Source organism: Actinacidiphila sp. bgisy167 (assembly GCF_965342175.1).
In the GTDB taxonomy this organism is placed as follows: domain Bacteria; phylum Actinomycetota; class Actinomycetes; order Streptomycetales; family Streptomycetaceae; genus Actinacidiphila.
Genome location: NZ_CBDRBL010000064.1, coordinates 24,950 through 40,553, shown reverse-complemented (window position 1 = coordinate 40,553; position 15,604 = coordinate 24,950). Strand labels below are relative to the sequence as shown.

At 70.6% G+C, this 15,604-nt stretch carries 17 protein-coding genes; 15 read left to right on the top strand and 2 right to left on the bottom strand.

Features of this window, described 5'->3' with window-relative positions:
• Window positions 1–149: 149 nt before the first annotated feature.
• Window positions 150–734, top strand: a complete 585-nt coding sequence (locus ACRWND_RS22450) for a hypothetical protein (protein WP_431952181.1) — start codon at window positions 150–152, stop codon at window positions 732–734.
• A 4-nt stretch (window positions 735–738) separates the two neighbouring features.
• On the opposite strand, the gene ACRWND_RS22445 is transcribed toward ACRWND_RS22450, so the two are convergent.
• A complete protein-coding gene (locus tag ACRWND_RS22445) occupies window positions 739–1,029 on the bottom strand; it encodes a ferredoxin (protein WP_431952179.1) in 291 nt (96 codons plus the stop codon).
• A 240-nt stretch (window positions 1,030–1,269) separates the two neighbouring features.
• Here ACRWND_RS22445 and arc point away from each other — a divergent pair, with 240 nt between their 5' ends.
• From arc to prcA, 6 genes are all read left to right on the top strand, one after another.
• A complete protein-coding gene (gene arc / locus ACRWND_RS22440; protein ID WP_431952177.1) occupies window positions 1,270–3,036 on the top strand; it encodes a proteasome ATPase in 1,767 nt (588 codons plus the stop codon).
• 207 nt (window positions 3,037–3,243) lie between these two features.
• The gene (gene dop, locus ACRWND_RS22435) at window positions 3,244–4,755 is read left to right on the top strand and encodes a depupylase/deamidase Dop (protein WP_431952175.1); all 1,512 of its coding nucleotides are present in this window, start codon (window positions 3,244–3,246) and stop codon (window positions 4,753–4,755) included.
• A 136-nt stretch (window positions 4,756–4,891) separates the two neighbouring features.
• Entirely contained in the window at window positions 4,892–5,110 is a 219-nt protein-coding gene (locus ACRWND_RS22430) for a ubiquitin-like protein Pup (protein ID WP_431952173.1), read from the top strand.
• Between the two features lie 258 nt (window positions 5,111–5,368).
• Complete coding sequence (locus ACRWND_RS22425; protein WP_431952171.1) at window positions 5,369–5,725, top strand: endonuclease VII domain-containing protein; 357 nt, start codon at window positions 5,369–5,371, stop codon at window positions 5,723–5,725.
• Window positions 5,677–6,522 (top strand): proteasome subunit beta, encoded by an 846-nt coding sequence (prcB, locus tag ACRWND_RS22420; protein ID WP_431952169.1) that lies wholly within the window; start codon window positions 5,677–5,679, stop codon window positions 6,520–6,522. The genes ACRWND_RS22425 and prcB overlap by 49 nt, the downstream gene beginning before the upstream one ends.
• A gap of 50 nt (window positions 6,523–6,572) precedes the next feature.
• Window positions 6,573–7,367 carry a proteasome subunit alpha gene (gene prcA / locus ACRWND_RS22415; RefSeq protein ID WP_431952167.1) on the top strand — a complete coding sequence of 265 codons (795 nt, stop codon included), beginning with the start codon at window positions 6,573–6,575 and terminating at the stop codon, window positions 7,365–7,367.
• A gap of 60 nt (window positions 7,368–7,427) precedes the next feature.
• Here the strand turns inward: prcA and ACRWND_RS22410 are convergent, their stop codons facing one another.
• Entirely contained in the window at window positions 7,428–8,444 is a 1,017-nt protein-coding gene (locus ACRWND_RS22410; RefSeq protein ID WP_431952165.1) for a LacI family DNA-binding transcriptional regulator, read from the bottom strand.
• 167 nt (window positions 8,445–8,611) lie between these two features.
• Here ACRWND_RS22410 and ACRWND_RS22405 point away from each other — a divergent pair, with 167 nt between their 5' ends.
• The 8 genes from ACRWND_RS22405 to ACRWND_RS22370 all read left to right on the top strand — a co-directional run bounded on the left by ACRWND_RS22405 (window position 8,612) and on the right by ACRWND_RS22370 (window position 15,441).
• On the top strand, window positions 8,612–9,859 hold the full coding sequence (locus tag ACRWND_RS22405) for an MFS transporter (RefSeq protein ID WP_431952163.1): 1,248 nt from the start codon (window positions 8,612–8,614) through the stop codon (window positions 9,857–9,859).
• Window positions 9,860–9,868: 9 nt separating this feature from the next.
• The gene (gene pafA, locus ACRWND_RS22400; protein WP_431952161.1) at window positions 9,869–11,230 is read left to right on the top strand and encodes a Pup--protein ligase; all 1,362 of its coding nucleotides are present in this window, start codon (window positions 9,869–9,871) and stop codon (window positions 11,228–11,230) included.
• Between the two features lie 98 nt (window positions 11,231–11,328).
• On the top strand, window positions 11,329–12,327 hold the full coding sequence (locus ACRWND_RS22395) for an FKBP-type peptidyl-prolyl cis-trans isomerase (protein ID WP_431952159.1): 999 nt from the start codon (window positions 11,329–11,331) through the stop codon (window positions 12,325–12,327).
• A gap of 55 nt (window positions 12,328–12,382) precedes the next feature.
• Entirely contained in the window at window positions 12,383–12,754 is a 372-nt protein-coding gene (locus ACRWND_RS22390; RefSeq protein WP_431952157.1) for an FKBP-type peptidyl-prolyl cis-trans isomerase, read from the top strand.
• A 206-nt stretch (window positions 12,755–12,960) separates the two neighbouring features.
• Window positions 12,961–13,962 carry a helix-turn-helix transcriptional regulator gene (locus ACRWND_RS22385; RefSeq protein ID WP_431952155.1) on the top strand — a complete coding sequence of 334 codons (1,002 nt, stop codon included), beginning with the start codon at window positions 12,961–12,963 and terminating at the stop codon, window positions 13,960–13,962.
• An 18-nt stretch (window positions 13,963–13,980) separates the two neighbouring features.
• Window positions 13,981–14,928: a transcriptional regulator gene (locus tag ACRWND_RS22380; protein ID WP_431952153.1), complete on the top strand. Its 948-nt coding sequence runs from the start codon at window positions 13,981–13,983 to the stop codon at window positions 14,926–14,928.
• 14 nt (window positions 14,929–14,942) lie between these two features.
• Entirely contained in the window at window positions 14,943–15,221 is a 279-nt protein-coding gene (locus ACRWND_RS22375; protein WP_431952151.1) for a hypothetical protein, read from the top strand.
• A gap of 19 nt (window positions 15,222–15,240) precedes the next feature.
• Window positions 15,241–15,441 carry a hypothetical protein gene (locus tag ACRWND_RS22370; protein ID WP_431952149.1) on the top strand — a complete coding sequence of 67 codons (201 nt, stop codon included), beginning with the start codon at window positions 15,241–15,243 and terminating at the stop codon, window positions 15,439–15,441.
• Window positions 15,442–15,604 lie beyond the last annotated feature (163 nt).

The window sequence follows — 15,604 nt, the reverse complement described above, 5'->3', positions numbered from 1 at the left end:
CCCACCCCCCCCTCCCCCCCCCCCCTTCGCCGTGACCCGCGCACCCGGCCGGCCGGCCCCGCACCGCCGACCCCGGTAGCACACCCGACTGTGACCTGTGGCACGATGCTGGGCACCCCGCTCGACCGACTCCACAGGAGAACAGGCGCGTGCAGCCATCCGCAGGGCCGGCCCTCCCGCACACCCGAGCCCGCTCCGTGCACTGGATCACGACGGCCGCGCTGATCGCCGCCGTCGTGGGCAGCGCCGCCCTCGTCCAACCCGCCGGCGCCACCACGAGCACGCCCGCCCACGCCGGGAAGCGCAAGCCCGCGCCCACGGCCGATCCCGCACCGGACCCCCGCGCCGTCCGCTTCCCCCTCCAGTGCGCCGGCGCACCCGCGGACGTCGTGGACCAGGCCTCCGCCGACCTCGACGGGGACGGCCGCCCCGAAACCGTCGCCGCCGCCCGCTGCCACTCCGAGACCGGCACCCCGCCCAGCGGCCTGTACGTGCTGTCGGCCGACCCGTCCGCCGGGAACGCCCCCCGCATCGTCGAGACGCTCGTCGACCCCGGTGAGCAGCGCACCTTCCAGGGACTGCGCGTCGACGGCCGCACCGTGCGCGCCACCGTCCTCGGCTACTCCACCGACGACGTGCCCCGGTGCTGCCCCGACCAGCAGCGCGACTACAGCTGGGAATGGCGGTCCGGCACCTACTACGAGATCCCCGGACCGCTCGCGCACGGCATGTGACAGATCACTCCGCGTCGGGGCCGTACAGCTCTACACTGTCCGAAACCCTCCGCACATGAATACAGTCGCCAGGGCAGTCCCTGGCCGAATCCACCACATCGGTCAACAACGGCAGCGGGACCGGGACCGTCGCCCCGGGCTCCTGACGCAGTTCGGCGTCGTCGCCCTTCACATAGGCGAGCCCGTCGATGTCCAGCTCGAAGACCTCGGGCGCGTACTGCACACAGATGCCGTCCCCGGTGCACAGGTCCTGATCGATCCAGACCTCGAGCGCCTCGACGACTTCCTCGCTCACCGCTACCTCGCCTGCCGTTCATCGTTCGGGAAGGGACAGCCCATCACGGGCGTTGACCGAACCGACGATACAACCGGCCGCTTTCGGATGGTGATGGCTGGGTATCTCCCTGGCGGGAGGACGTGCGCAAGGGTGAAGATCGGACACACCCCGGACGTCTTTGTGATCTAGGGGTTTCAACCCCTACTGGCCCAGGTAGGGTCTGGAAGCGTCCAGCTCCCCTTGGAGGAGGTGAGGACCGTGGCGGCCCACGACGACGACATCAACCGTGGCGGCCGACCCGCTCGTGGATCGGAAGACCCCATGAGCCAGGTCGCCTTTCTTGAGCAGGAGATCGCCGTCCTGCGACGTAAGCTCGCCGACTCTCCGCGGCACACGAGGATTCTCGAGGAGCGGATCGTCGAGCTGCAGACCAACCTGGCAGGCGTGTCCGCTCAGAACGAGCGGCTGGCGAACACCCTGCGCGAGGCCCGCGACCAGATCGTGGCCCTCAAGGAGGAGGTGGACCGGCTCGCACAGCCCCCTGCCGGATTCGGCGTGTTCCTGCAGGCGAACGAGGACGGGACAGCCGACATCTTCACCGGCGGCCGCAAGCTGCGGGTGAACGTCAGCCCGTCCGTCGAGCTCGACGACCTCAGGCGCGGCCAGGAAGTCATGCTCAACGAGGCGCTCAACGTGGTCGAGGCCATGGAGTTCGAGCGCATCGGAGACATCGTCACCCTCAAGGAGATCCTCGAGGACGGCGAGCGGGCCCTGGTCATCGGGCACACGGACGAGGAGCGGGTGGTGCGGCTCGCCGAGCCGCTGCTGGACGGCACCCTCCGCGCCGGCGACGCCCTGCTGCTCGAACCGCGCTCCGGATACGTCTACGAGCGGGTCCCCAAGAGCGAGGTCGAGGAGCTCGTCCTCGAAGAGGTCCCCGACATCGACTACCGCCAGATCGGCGGGCTCAGCAACCAGATCGAGCAGATCCGCGACGCGGTCGAACTGCCCTACCTGCACGCCGAGCTGTTCAAGGAGTACGAGCTCCGCCCGCCCAAGGGCGTGCTCCTCTACGGCCCGCCCGGCTGCGGCAAGACGCTCATCGCCAAGGCCGTCGCCAACTCCCTCGCCAAGAAGGTCGCGGAAGTCACCGGGCAGCCTCAGGGCAAGAGCTACTTCCTGAACATCAAGGGCCCCGAGCTGCTCAACAAGTACGTCGGGGAGACCGAGCGGCAGATCCGCCTGGTCTTCCAGCGCGCGCGGGAGAAGGCGAGCGAGGGCACGCCCGTCATCGTCTTCTTCGACGAGATGGAATCCCTCTTCCGCACCCGCGGCTCCGGCGTCAGCTCGGACGTGGAGAACACCATCGTCCCCCAGCTGCTCGCCGAGATCGACGGCGTCGAGGGACTGGAGAACGTCATCGTCATCGGCGCCTCCAACCGCGAGGACATGATCGACCCCGCGATCCTGCGGCCCGGCCGCCTGGACGTGAAGATCAAGATCGAGCGGCCGGACGCCGAGGCGGCCAAGGACATCTTCTCCAAGTACCTCGTGACCACCCTCCCGCTCCACGGCGAGGACCTCTCCGAACACGGCGGCTCGCCCGCGGCCACCGTCGACGCGATGATCCAGTCCGTGGTCGAGAGGATGTACTCCGAGTCCGAGGAGAACCGCTTCCTGGAGGTCACCTACGCCAACGGTGACAAGGAAGTCCTCTACTTCAAGGACTTCAACTCCGGCGCCATGATCCAGAACATCGTGGACCGGGCCAAGAAGATGGCGATCAAGGCCTTCCTCGACCACAACCAGCGGGGCCTGCGCGTCTCCCACCTGCTCGCCGCCTGCGTGGACGAGTTCAAGGAGAACGAGGACCTGCCCAACACCACCAACCCGGACGACTGGGCGCGCATCTCGGGCAAGAAGGGCGAGCGGATCGTCTTCATCCGCACCCTGGTCACCGGCAAGCAGGGAGCCGACACCGGACGCTCCATCGACACCGTCGCCAACACGGGCCAGTACCTGTAGCGCGCGACCACCCTCCGGCTGCGGGTGCCCACGCAGGGGCACCCGCAGCCGGGGCGTTTCACCCCGGCACCACCCACGAATGCGCGCAATGATCTCCCCACCACCGCCATCGCGTTCTAGGCTCAGCGGTACCGCACGAGGTCCACACGCGAGGCGGTACTTGATCGACCGGCCCAGCACGGGCCGCAGCCGGGCAAGGAGGGCCGCATGACCGTACGGCGAGTAATGGGCATCGAGACGGAGTACGGGATCTCCGTCCCGGGCCACCCCAACGCCAATGCCATGCTCACCTCGTCCCAGGTCGTCAACGCCTACGCGGCGGCGATGCACCGGGCGCGCCGCGCCCGCTGGGACTTCGAGGAGGAGAACCCACTACGGGACGCCCGCGGCTTCGACCTCGCCCGAGAGGCCGCGGACTCCAGCCAGCTCACCGACGAGGACATCGGCCTCGCCAACGTCATCCTCACCAACGGAGCCCGGCTCTACGTCGACCACGCCCACCCCGAGTACAGCGCCCCGGAGGTCACCAACCCCCGCGACGCCGTCCTGTGGGACAAGGCCGGCGAGCGCATCATGGCCGAGGCGGCCGAACGCGCCGCTCAGCTCCCCGGCGCCCAGCCGATCCACCTGTACAAGAACAACACCGACAACAAGGGCGCGTCCTACGGCACCCACGAGAACTACCTGATGAAGCGGGAGACCCCCTTCTCGGACATCGTGCGCCACCTCACGCCCTTCTTCGTCTGCCGCCAGGTGGTCACCGGCGCCGGCCGCGTCGGCATCGGCCAGGACGGGCACGAGCACGGCTTCCAGATCAGCCAGCGCGCCGACTACTTCGAGGTCGAGGTCGGGCTCGAGACGACCCTCAAACGGCCCATCATCAACACCCGCGACGAGCCCCACGCCGACGCCGAGAAGTACCGCCGGCTGCACGTGATCATCGGCGACGCGAACCTGTCGGAGATCTCCACCTACCTCAAGCTCGGCACCACCGCCCTGGTCCTGTCGATGATCGAGGACGGCTTCATCAACGTCGACCTCGCCGTCGACCAGCCCGTACGCACCCTCCACCAGGTCAGCCACGACCCGGCGCTGCGACGGCTGATCACGCTGCGCAGCGGTCGTACGCTGACCGCCGTCCAGCTCCAGATGGAGTACTGCGAGCTGGCCCGCAAGTACGTCGAGGACCGCTTCGGCACCGACGCCGACGAGCAGACCACGGACGTGCTCGCCCGCTGGGAGGACGTGCTCAACCGGCTCGAGGGCGACCCCATGAGCCTGGCCGGCGAGCTGGACTGGATCGCCAAGCGCGAGCTCCTCGAGGGCTACCGGCGCCGGGACTCCCTGGACTGGGACGCCGCCCGGCTCCACCTCGTCGACCTCCAGTACGCCGACGTGCGCCCCGAGAAGGGCCTGTACAACCGCCTGGAGGCCCGCGGCCGCATCCAGCGGCTGCTGACCGAGGAGGAGGTCCTGCGGGCCGTGGGCAAGCCCCCTGAGGACACCCGCGCCTACTTCCGCGGCCGCTGCCTGGAGCAGTACGCGGACGACGTCGCGGCTGCCTCCTGGGACTCGGTGATCTTCGATCTCCCGGGGCGGGACTCCCTGCAGCGCGTCCCGACGCTGGAGCCGCTGCGGGGCACGCGCAACCACGTCAAGGAACTGCTGGACCGATGCCGCACGGCGGAGGAGCTGGTGCGGATCCTGTCGGGCGGCTGAGCAGGGCTGAAATCCGTCCGAACCGGGAATCATCGGGGTGGCCCCCGGACGTTGGGCGATACCGGGGGCCGATGTCAGACCCTCCTTGTAGGGTCTGATCTCGTAGGACATGGACACCGAGCGGGGTGAGGGACACATGGCTACCAAGGACACCGGCGGCGGGCAGCAGAAGGCCACGCGTTCGACCGAGGAGGTCGAGGAGACCGCGCAGGACGCGCAGGAGGCCTCCGACCTCAAGGAGCGGCACGAGAAGCTGTCGGACGACGTGGACTCCGTGCTGGACGAGATCGATGACGTCCTCGAAGAGAATGCCGAGGATTTCGTTCGGTCATTTGTCCAAAAGGGCGGCCAATGAGCGATGTGTCCGATTTGCCTGAGAGGAAAAAATGCTCTCGGTGCAAGCGGATGCTCTCTCGTGAGGCGTTCAACAAAAATCGCAGGGCCTGGGATGGGCTGCAGGCCTACTGCCGGGAGTGCTCTGCCAGATACTCCCGGCAGTATCAGGCCTCTCTGGGCCGTGAGCCCGCACTTCCGGTGAAGGTACCCGTCCCTCAGGGGCACAAGCGCTGCCCACAGTGCGGTGAGGTCAAGACGCACGACGAGTGGGAGCGCGATGCCACGTCATCGGACGGCTTCGCCAGCTACTGCCAGCTACTGGAGGACATGCCGCGCCGAACGCAACCGCGCGGCCTACTTCACACGCAAGTACGGCATCACGACGGCCGAACTGGACACCATGATTGGTGAGCAGTTCGGCATCTGCTGCATTTGTTTGGACGCCCCGGCCGAACATGTGGATCACGACCACGGGACGGGTAGGGTCCGTGGCGTACTGTGCTTCAGCTGCAACGCCGCGCTGGGGCAGTTCAAGGATCGGCCCGACGTCATACGGCGGGCGGCCGCCTACGTGGAAGGAAACGTGTGGAAGCCAACACTCGTAGCACCGGGCGTCTACCAGCTGCCTTCCTGACGCCTGGCTCGTCCTCGTTCGTGGACTTCCTGGGGGCGCACGCGCCGGACATGCTCCCGGGCAATCGCACCCTGCCCGCCGTGAAGGGGGCCGTCGAGCTCCCGCACGGCACGACGATCGTCGCCGCGGCCTTCTCCGGCGGCGTGGTGCTCGCCGGTGACCGGCGGGCCACGATGGGCAACGTCATCGCGCAGCGGGACATCGAGAAGGTGTTCCCGGCCGACGAGTACTCGGCGGTCGGCATCGCGGGCACGGCGGGCCTGGCGGTGGAGATGGTCAAGCTGTTCCAGCTGGAGCTGGAGCACTACGAGAAGATCGAGGGCGCCACGCTCTCGCTGGAGGGCAAGGCGAACCGCCTGTCGACCATGATCCGGGGGAACCTGGGGATGGCGCTGCAGGGGCTGGCGGTGGTGCCGCTGTTCGCCGGTTACGACACGGACCGGGAGAAGGGGCGGATCTTCTCCTACGACGTGACGGGCGGTCGTTCCGAGGAGTACGGGTACGCGGCGACGGGTTCGGGTTCGGTGTTCGCGCGGGGCTCGATGAAGAAGCTGTACAAGCCGGATCTCACGGAGTCGCAGGCGACGACGCTGGTGACCCAGGCGCTGTACGACGCGGCGGACGACGACTCGGCGACCGGTGGCCCGGATCTGGGGCGGCGGATCTACCCGATCGTCACGGTCATCACCGACGAGGGCTTCCGCAAGCTGACCGAGGCGGAGACGTCGGAGATCGTCCGGGCCGTCCACGAGCGGCGGCTGGAGCTGCCGGACGGTCCGCGGGCCGCACTGCTCTGATCGGGTCGTCCGAGATGCACTCGCTACTGACAGAAAGGGACGGATAGCCGGTGTCGACGCCGTTCTATGTCTCACCCCAGCAGGCCATGGCCGACCGCGCGGAGTTCGCCCGCAAGGGCATCGCGCGCGGGCGCAGCGTCGTCGTGCTGCAGTACACCGACGGCATCGTCTTCATCGCCGAGAACCCGTCCCGTGCCCTGCACAAGGTCAGTGAGATCTACGACCGGATCGCCTTCGCGGCGGTGGGCAAGTACAACGAGTTCGAGAACCTGCGGATCGGCGGGGTGCGCTACGCCGATCTGCGGGGGTACACCTATGACCGTGACGATGTGACCGCGCGCGGTCTGGCGAACGTGTACGCGCAGACACTCGGCACGATCTTCTCCAGCGTGGGGGAGAAGCCCTACGAGGTGGAGCTGATCGTCGCGGAGGTGGGCGCGGACCCCTCGGAGGACCAGATCTACCGGCTGCCGCACGATGGTTCGATCGTGGACGAGCACGGTGCGGTGGCGGTCGGCGGCAACTCCGACCAGATCGGCAGCTACCTGGATCAGCGGCACCGTGACGGTATGACGCTGGCGGAGGCGCTGAAGCTGGCGGTGGAGTCGCTGAGCCGGGACAGCAACGGCAGTGACCGGCAGCTCACGGCGGAGCAGCTGGAGGTCGCGGTGCTGGACCGTACGCGGCCGCAGCAGCGCAAGTTCAAGCGGATCCTGGGCCGGCAGCTGTCGCGGCTGCTGGAGGGCGAGGGGGCGCCGTCGTCGGCGGAGAAGCCGGCGAAGCCCTCAGCGCCGGCTTCGGGCGAGGGTGACGACGATCTTCCGGAGCTCGACGAGGACGTGTGACGGGCCGCGGCTCGTCCTGACGCCCCGGTCGCCTTCTCGGCGGCCGGGGCGTCGGTCGTCTCAGGGCCGGAGTGGTGGTCGTGGTGGTGCGGTGGAGCCGCGTGCGACCAGGCGGACGGGGAGTTCGGTGCCGGTGGTGGGGCGGCCGGCGAGGGTGTCGAGGAGCGCGGTCATGCCTTCGGCGCCGACGGCGTCGGCAGGGAGGGTGACGGTGGTGAGTTCCGGCTCCACGGCGGTGGCGAGGGCGGAGTCGTCGTATCCGGTCACGGAGACGTCGTGGGGGACGCGCAGTCCGTGGCGGCGCAGTGCTTTGCAGGCGCCGACGGCGAGGACGTCGTCGTCGCAGACGATGGCGGTGGGGGGCGGGCCGGGGCGGGCGAGGAGGCGCTCGGCGGCCTGGCGGGCGTCCTCGTAGGTGAGGGGGGAGCGTTCGGTGGGCGGGGTGGTGCCGAGGGTGCCGGCCAAGGCCCGGGCGCGTTCGCGGAAGGTCCAGGTGTCGATGCCGGCGGCGAGGTGGGCGATGTCGCCGGGGTGGTGGCCGAGGTCGAGGACGTGCCGGGTGATCTGGCGCATGCCGTCGGCGATGGCGAGGTTGACGGTGGCGGCCGGGCCGGGTGCCGTGGGGTCGGCGTCGAGCATGACGAGGGGGAGTCCGCCGTCGCCGATGGCGGCGAGGGCGTCGGCGGCCATGGAGGAGGCGATGACTCCGTCGAGGGCGGCGCGGGCGGAGCCGAAGGGGTCGCGGGCGGGGCCGACGCCTTCGGGGGAGGGGTAGAGGACGACGCCGAAGCCGTGGTCGTCGGCGATGCGGGCGGCGCCGGTGTAGACGCGGGCGAAGTATTCGTTGGTGAGGGTGGGGACGACCAGGAGCGCGGTGCGGGTGCGGCCGAGGCGGAGGTTGCGGGCGGCGAGGTTGGGCCGGTAGCCGAGGTCGCGGGCGGCGGTGCGGACGGTGTCGGCGGTGCGTTCGGAGACGCGGCCGCGCCATTTGCCGCCGAGGACGAGGGAGACGGTGGCCTGGGAGACGCCGGCGGCGCGGGCGACGTCGCGTGAGGTCGGGCGCGCTGTGTCGGTCACCGTGGGGCCTCTTTCGGGTGGTCGGCGGGTGGTGCCGGGTGCCGGTGGGGGTCGGCGGGCGGGTGCGGGCGTGCGTGTGTGCTCGGGTGCGCGGCTGGACCGGTGGACTGGGCTCATGGTACGTATGACCGACGGCGTTATACGTACAACTACCGGAGGGGGCGGCCATGGCGACCGGCTTTGCGGACCTGTTGCGGGCCCGGCACGCGGTGCGGTTGCTGACCGGCACCCTGGTCGGCCGGCTGCCGAACGCCACGGCGGCCCTGGGCGTCGTGCTGCTCACCCGCGCGCAGGGCGGCGACTTCGCCCTCGCGGGGGCGCTGTCGGCCGTTTACGGGCTGGCCAACGCCGCGGGCCAGCCGCTGCTCGGCCGGGCGGTGGACCGCCTCGGGCAGCCGCGGGTGATGCTGCCGGCCGCGGTGCTCTCGGCCGCGGGGATGGCCCTGTTCGCGCTGTCCGGGCCTCGTCCGCTGCCCCTGGCGTACGCCGCGATGCTGGTGGCTGGCTTCTTCACGCCGCCGCTGGAGGGCGGGCTGCGGGCCCTGTGGCCGAGCGTGCTGAAGCGCGAGGACCGGATCCACGCCGCCTACGCCCTGGACGCGGCCGCGCAGGAGGTCATGTTCACTGTCGGGCCGCTGCTGGTGACGCTGCTGGTGGCGGTGTTCTCGGAGGCGGCGGCGCTGCTGTGGATCGCGGCTGTCGGCGTGGCGGGAGCGCTGAGCGTGGTCTCCTCGCCGCCCTCGCGGGCGTGGCGGACGCAGCCGCGCACCCCGGACTGGCTGGGGCCGCTGCGCTCGCCGGGGCTGCGGGCGCTGGTCGGCTCGTTCTTCTTCGTGGGGCTCGCGCTGGGCTCTATCGCGGTGGCGGCGGTGGCGTATGCGGACGGCCACGGGGGCGGGATGGTCTCCAGTTGGGTGCTGTCGGGGATCGGCGCGGGGGCGCTGGCGGGCGGGGTGGCGTACGGGGCGCGCCAGTGGGGCGGAGTGCCGGAGCGGCGGCTGCGGCTGCTGGTCGCGGGGCTGGCCGCGGGCTATCTGCCCCTGGTGCTGGTGCCGGGCGTGGCGCTGATGACCGGCCTGGCGGTGCTGGCCGGGTTGTTCCTCGCGCCGTCGCTGGCCTGCGCTTTCGTGGTGGTCGACCGCCATGCCCCGGTGGGCACGGTGACCGAGGCGTTCTCATGGATCGTCACCACCTTCGGCGTGGGTGCGGCGGTGGGCACTGCGGTCGCGGGACCGGCCGCGCAGTACGGCGGGGCGGCGGCGGCCTTCGCCGTGGCGGGGGGCGGTGGCGTGGTGGCACTGGCGGTTCTGCTGGCCAGCGGGCGCTACCTCACGCCCGCCGAGCCGGCAACCGGGACGGAAAATGATCGAATCGCCGTGGTCGAACCCGGTTTGAGGGCCACGCATCAGGCGTAAGGTCTCATCATGGACCGCCGCATTTTCGGGCTGGAGAACGAGTACGGCGTCACGTGCACGTTCCGGGGACAGCGGCGTCTGTCCCCGGACGAGGTGGCGCGGTACCTCTTCCGCCGTGTCGTGTCATGGGGTCGTAGCAGCAACGTCTTCCTCCGCAACGGCGCCCGTCTCTACCTCGACGTGGGTTCGCACCCCGAGTACGCCACTCCCGAGTGCGACAACGTGACGGAACTCGTCACCCACGACAAGGCAGGGGAGCGCATCCTCGAGGGCCTCCTGGTGGACGCCGAGCGGCGTCTGCACGAGGAGGGCATCGCGGGCGACGTCTACCTCTTCAAGAACAACACCGACTCCGCCGGCAACTCCTACGGGTGCCACGAGAACTACCTGGTGGCCCGGCACGGGGAGTTCTCCCGCCTCGCGGACATCCTGATCCCCTTCCTGGTGACCCGGCAGCTGCTGTGCGGCGCCGGCAAGGTGCTGCAGACCCCGCGCGGCGCGGTCTACTGCGTCAGCCAGCGCGCGGAGCACATCTGGGAGGGCGTCAGTTCCGCCACGACGCGCTCCCGGCCCATCATCAACACCCGGGACGAGCCGCACGCGGACGCCGAGCGCTACCGGCGGCTGCACGTCATCGTCGGCGACTCGAACATGTCCGAGACGACCATGCTGCTGAAGGTCGGCGCGACCGACCTGGTGCTGCGCATGATCGAGGCGGGCACCGTGATGCGGGACCTGACGCTGGAGAACCCGATCCGGGCGATCCGCGAGGTGTCGCACGACATAACGGGCCAGCGCAAGGTCCGCCTCGCCTCGGGCCGGGAGGCCTCGGCCCTGGAGATCCAGGAGGAGTACTACTCCAAGGCGGTGGACTTCTGCGACCGCAGGGGCATCCGCAGCGGTGTCATCGAGCAGGTCCTCGAGCTGTGGGGCCGGACCCTGGAGTCGATCTCCAGCGGTGACCTGGACAAGATCGGTACCGAGATCGACTGGGTGATGAAGTACCGCCTGATCGAGCGTTACCGGGCGCGCGACAACATCACGATGTCGCACCCGCGCATCGCGCAGATAGACCTCGCCTACCACGACATCCACCGCCGACGCGGGTTGTACTACCTGCTGGAGAAGCGGGGTCAGGCCAAGCGGATCTGCAACGACCTGAAGATCTTCGAGGCCAAGTCCGTGCCGCCGCAGACGACACGGGCGCGGTTGCGCGGCGACTTCATCCGCCGTGCCCAGGAGCAGCGGCGCGACTTCACCGTCGACTGGGTGCACCTGAAGCTCAACGACCAGGCGCAGCGCACCGTGCTGTGCAAGGACCCCTTCCGGTCGGTGGACGACCGGGTGGAGAAGCTCATCGCCGGGATGTAGCGGCGGTAGTGGACGACGCGGGGCCCCGTGCGTGTTCGTACGGGGCCCCGCCCACGTCGTAGAGTGGCGCGCACGCCCGACAACGCAAGATCGACCTGATGGGGATATCCGTGCGCCGACGCTCTCTTCTCTTCGCCGTCCCTGCCGGCCTGCTCACCCTCGCCGGCTGCGGTGACGACAAGTCCGGCAAGCCCGCGACCGGTGTCAGCGCGTCAGGTTCGGCGTCCCCCTCCACTTCGGTGAAGATCGTGGACGGTCCGCTGCCGGAGATCACGGCGGGCACGAAGTTCGGGGAGAAGCCGACGGTCGCCAAGGGGCCGGGCCAGCCGAGCAAGGATCTCGCCGTCAAGACCGTGATCCAGGGCAACGGGGCGACCGTCGCCGAGGGTGACTACCTGCAGGCGAACTACCTCGGCCAGATCTGGGACACGGCCAAGGTCTTCGACAACTCCTGGGACCGGGGCACTCCGGCCATCTTCCCGATCGGCGTCGGCCGGGTCATCCAGGGCTGGGACAAGGCGCTGGTGGGCAAGAAGGTCGGCGACCGGGTCGAGCTGGCGATCCCCCCGAGCCTGGGCTACGGCGAGCAGGGCCAGCCCAACGCCGGCATCAAGGCCACCGACACGCTGGTGTTCGTCGTCGACGTGGTGGACACCTTCAACGGCAAGAGCTCCTCGAAGGGCAAGGCCGTCCCGCAGAACGACGCCGCACTGCCCAAGGTCGGCACCAACACCGACGGCGCGGCGCCCTCGATCGAGGTGCCGAAGACGGCCGCGCCGACCAAGCTGGTGGCCGACTACGTGCTGGAGGGCGACGGCCGGCCGGTCAAGGCCACCGACACGCTGCTGCTGCAGTACAAGGGCGTGCTGTGGGACGGCGGCAAGGAGTTCGACTCCAGCTACAAGAACGGTCAGCTGGCGCAGTTCCCGCTGCAGCAGCTGATCAAGGGCTGGCAGGAGGGCCTGGTGGGCAAGAAGGTCGGCAGCCGCGTGATGCTCGTCGTGCCGCCGGACCTCGGCTACGGCGACCAGGAGCAGCAGGGCATCCCGGCCAAGTCCACGCTGGTGTTCAGCCTCGACATCCTCGCCGCGATGTAGGACGCGATTGATGTAAGACTAGGCAGGTTGTCCGCACCTCTTTAGGAGCACGTACGTGAGCATCGAGAAGCCCGAGATCGACTTCCCCGGCGGCGAGCCCCCGGCCGACCTGGTGATCAGGGACATCTGGGAGGGCGACGGCGCCGAGGCGAAGGCGGGCCAGAACGTCACCGTCCACTACGTCGGTGTCGCCTTCAGCACCGGCGAGGAGTTCGACGCCAGCTGGAACCGCAACTCGCCCTTCACCTTCCCGCTGGGCGGCGGTCGGGTCATCAAGGGCTGGGACCAGGGCGTTCAGGGCATGAAGGTGGGCGGCCGTCGCGAGCTGACCATCCCCGCGCACCTCGCCTACGGCAACCAGAGCCCGAGCCCGCTCATCAAGCCGGGTGAGACGCTGATCTTCGTGGTGGACCTGCTGTCCGTCTGACAGTCCCGTCCTGCCCGACCGCGAGGCAAGGCCCCTGCCGGGCAGGCGACCGCCTGCCCGGCAGGGGCCTTGCCGTGCGCGGCGCGGTCCGCGGCCTCGCACGCGGGCACGGGACGGTCTTGCGGAACCGGCCTTCGCTACAGCCGTGCCGCCCGGTCGCGATAGGGTCTCGGCGGAGAGCTGAAGAAGGAAGAAGGTTGCGTCGAGTGGCGATTGCCAAGGCCGAGCGGCTGATGAATCTGGCGCTGTGCCTGATGAACACCCGGCGCCCGGTCAGCAAGCGGGAGCTGCGGGCGTCCATCGAGGCCTACCACGAGATCGGTTCCGACGAGGCGTTCAACCGCATGTTCGAGCGGGACAAGGACGACCTGCGCGAGCTCGGCATGGTCATCGAGACGGTGGAGAGCCTCGACGGCGAGATCGGCTACCTCGCGCGCCGCGACCGCAACCGCCTCCCCGAGATCGCCCTGGACGCCGAGGAGGCCGCCGCGCTGAGTCTGGCCGCCAAGGTCTGGCAGCAGGCGCGCTTCGCCGAGGCGGCCAGCGGCGCGCTGCAGAAGCTGCGGGCCGCGGGCGTGCCCTTCCACGACGAGAGCGCCGACGGGGACCTCGACGAGCGCCACGGGGACCAGGCCGTACGCGAGTCGGCCGGGCAGAGCGCCCTGGAGCCCCGCATCCCCACCCCCGAGCCGGCGTTCGAGCCGCTGATGGTCGCCGCCCGGGAGCGCCGCCCCGTCGTCTTCGACTACCGCAAGGCCAACGCCGTGCGCCCCGAGGCGCGCCAGGTCGAGCCCTGGGCGCTGGAGTGCTGGCGCGGCCACTGGTACCTGGCGGGCTGGGACCGCGACCGGGCCGCCGTGCGCGTCTTCCGGCTCTCCCGGATCACCGGCCGGGTCCGCACCCGCGGCGGCGCCTTCACCACCGAGGTGCCCGACCACGTCGACGTCCGCGCCACCGTCGCGAGCTGGGCCGGCGAGGGCGCCACCGCGACGGCCAGGATCCGGCTCCGCCGCGACTCGGGATACCCGCTGCGGGCCCGTGCGGTGGAGACGGTGCCGGTGGACGCCGACTGGGACGAGCTGGAGATCCCCTACGGGCACGGACTGGACGCCTGGCTGGTGGAGTTCGGCCCGGACGTGGTCGTCCTGGGGCCCGAGGAGCTGCGGGCCGACGTGGTGGAGCGGCTGCGCGCCGTGGCCAAGGGCTGAGCGGGGGAGTACGGAGAGATGGCCAACGCGATCGACCAGACACGCCGGATGCTGTCCCTGGTCACCTACCTGCGGGAGCGCCCCGGCGCCCGGGTGAGCGACGTGGCGCGCGCGTTCGGGGTCACCGAGGCCGAGCTGATCGGCGACCTGAACGTGCTGCCGCTGTGCGGCACGAGTTTCCGGGGCGGCGACCTGCTCGACATCGACACCGACGGCGAGCGGATCTGGTGGCACAACGTCGACGACGTCGCGCAGCCGCTGCGGCTGGCCGCCGACGAGGCCGCCGCGCTGCTGGTCGCCGCCCGTGCCGTCGCCAACCTGCCCGGTCTGCGCGAGAGCGACCGGCAGGCGCTGCTGCGCGCGACCGCGAAGGTCGAGGGCGCGGCCGGGGAGGCCGCCGGGGCGTCCTCGCGGCTGTCGGTCACCTTCGAGTCCGAGGGCAGCGTCTTCGCCGACGTCGACCGCGCCATCGCGGAGCGGCGCAGGCTGTGGATCCGGTACTACTCGCCGTCCCGCGACGAGCTCACCGAGCGCGAGGTCGACCCGATCCGCCTGTTCGCGGTCGGTCACACCTACTTCGAGGGCTGGTGCTACCTGTCGGAGGACCGGCGCACCTTCCGGCTCGACCGGGTCGCCGAGATCCGGCTGCTGGACCAGCCCAGCGACCCGCCCCGGATCGAGCCCCGCGACCTGTCCCAGGGACTGGTGCAGCCGGCCGGTGACGACCCGGAGGTCGTGATCGAGGTCGGCCCCGGCGGCCGCTGGGTCGCCGAGTACTACCCGCACGACCGCGCCGAGGAGCTGCCCGACGGCGGCCTGCGCATCAGCCTGCGCACCCCCGACCCGGGCTCGCTGCGCCGTCTGGCGCTGCGGCTGGGCCGCGACGGCCGCATCGTGTCCCCGGCCGCCCTCGCCGACAGCGCCCGGGACGCGGCCGCCCGTGCCCTCGCGGCCTACGGGGAGTGACGGGAGCGCCCGGCATGGACGACCTCGACACCCTCGGTGCCGTCGGTCGCGTCGGCGACCCCGCCGTCCACCCGCCCGCGGCGGTCTACAAGGCCTCCTGCCCCGAGTGCCGCGCCAGCTTCGAGCTGTCCGCCGAGGCCCTGCGGCTGGCCATCGGCGGCAGCCACCGGACCACCTTCTACTCCTTCACCTGCCCCGACTGCGGCTGCTCCGTCCGCAAGCCGGCCGGTGAGCGCATAGTGGAGCTGCTCACCGACGGCGGTGTCCGCACAATGCGGCTGCACACCGGCTGAGCCGCTAGTCTCGGCTGCCATGTGGTGGCTCTACCTGTACGTCGGCCTCTCGACCGCCGGCCTGCTCGTGCTCGGTGTCCTCGCCCTCCGCGTGTACGCCGCAGTGTCCGGCCTCGCCCGGCAGGTGCGGGTCAGCGGCAACCGGCTCGAGCAGGCCGCCGAGGACCTGCGGCGCGCCGCGGAGCCCCTGGCGCGCGGCGCCGGCGACCTGTCCCGCTGACGACGGCGTCACTGGGGCCGCCGTTTCCCCGGCGCCGTCGCTCCGGTGCCGTCCTTCGGCACCGTGCCTCCGGTGCCGTCCCCTCTCTCCGCGCCGCGGTGCCGGAGGGGTCGCGTCGGCGGTCGTCCGGAAACGCCGCCCAAGCGCGATCCGAAGCACCCTC

Bases quoted from the DNA above. Each gene is read 5' to 3' on its own strand.
- dop (WP_431952175.1), top strand. From the start codon at position 3,244: ATGACCGTACGGCGAGTAATGGGCATCGAGACGGAGTACGGGATCTCC.
- ACRWND_RS22430 (WP_431952173.1), top strand. From the start codon at position 4,892: ATGGCTACCAAGGACACCGGCGGCGGGCAGCAGAAGGCCACGCGTTCG.
- ACRWND_RS22425 (WP_431952171.1), top strand. From the start codon at position 5,369: ATGCCACGTCATCGGACGGCTTCGCCAGCTACTGCCAGCTACTGGAGG.
- ACRWND_RS22405 (WP_431952163.1), top strand. From the start codon at position 8,612: ATGGCGACCGGCTTTGCGGACCTGTTGCGGGCCCGGCACGCGGTGCGG.
- pafA (WP_431952161.1), top strand. From the start codon at position 9,869: ATGGACCGCCGCATTTTCGGGCTGGAGAACGAGTACGGCGTCACGTGC.
- ACRWND_RS22395 (WP_431952159.1), top strand. From the start codon at position 11,329: ATGGGGATATCCGTGCGCCGACGCTCTCTTCTCTTCGCCGTCCCTGCC.
- ACRWND_RS22380 (WP_431952153.1), top strand. From the start codon at position 13,981: ATGGCCAACGCGATCGACCAGACACGCCGGATGCTGTCCCTGGTCACC.
- ACRWND_RS22375 (WP_431952151.1), top strand. From the start codon at position 14,943: ATGGACGACCTCGACACCCTCGGTGCCGTCGGTCGCGTCGGCGACCCC.
- ACRWND_RS22370 (WP_431952149.1), top strand. From the start codon at position 15,241: ATGTGGTGGCTCTACCTGTACGTCGGCCTCTCGACCGCCGGCCTGCTC.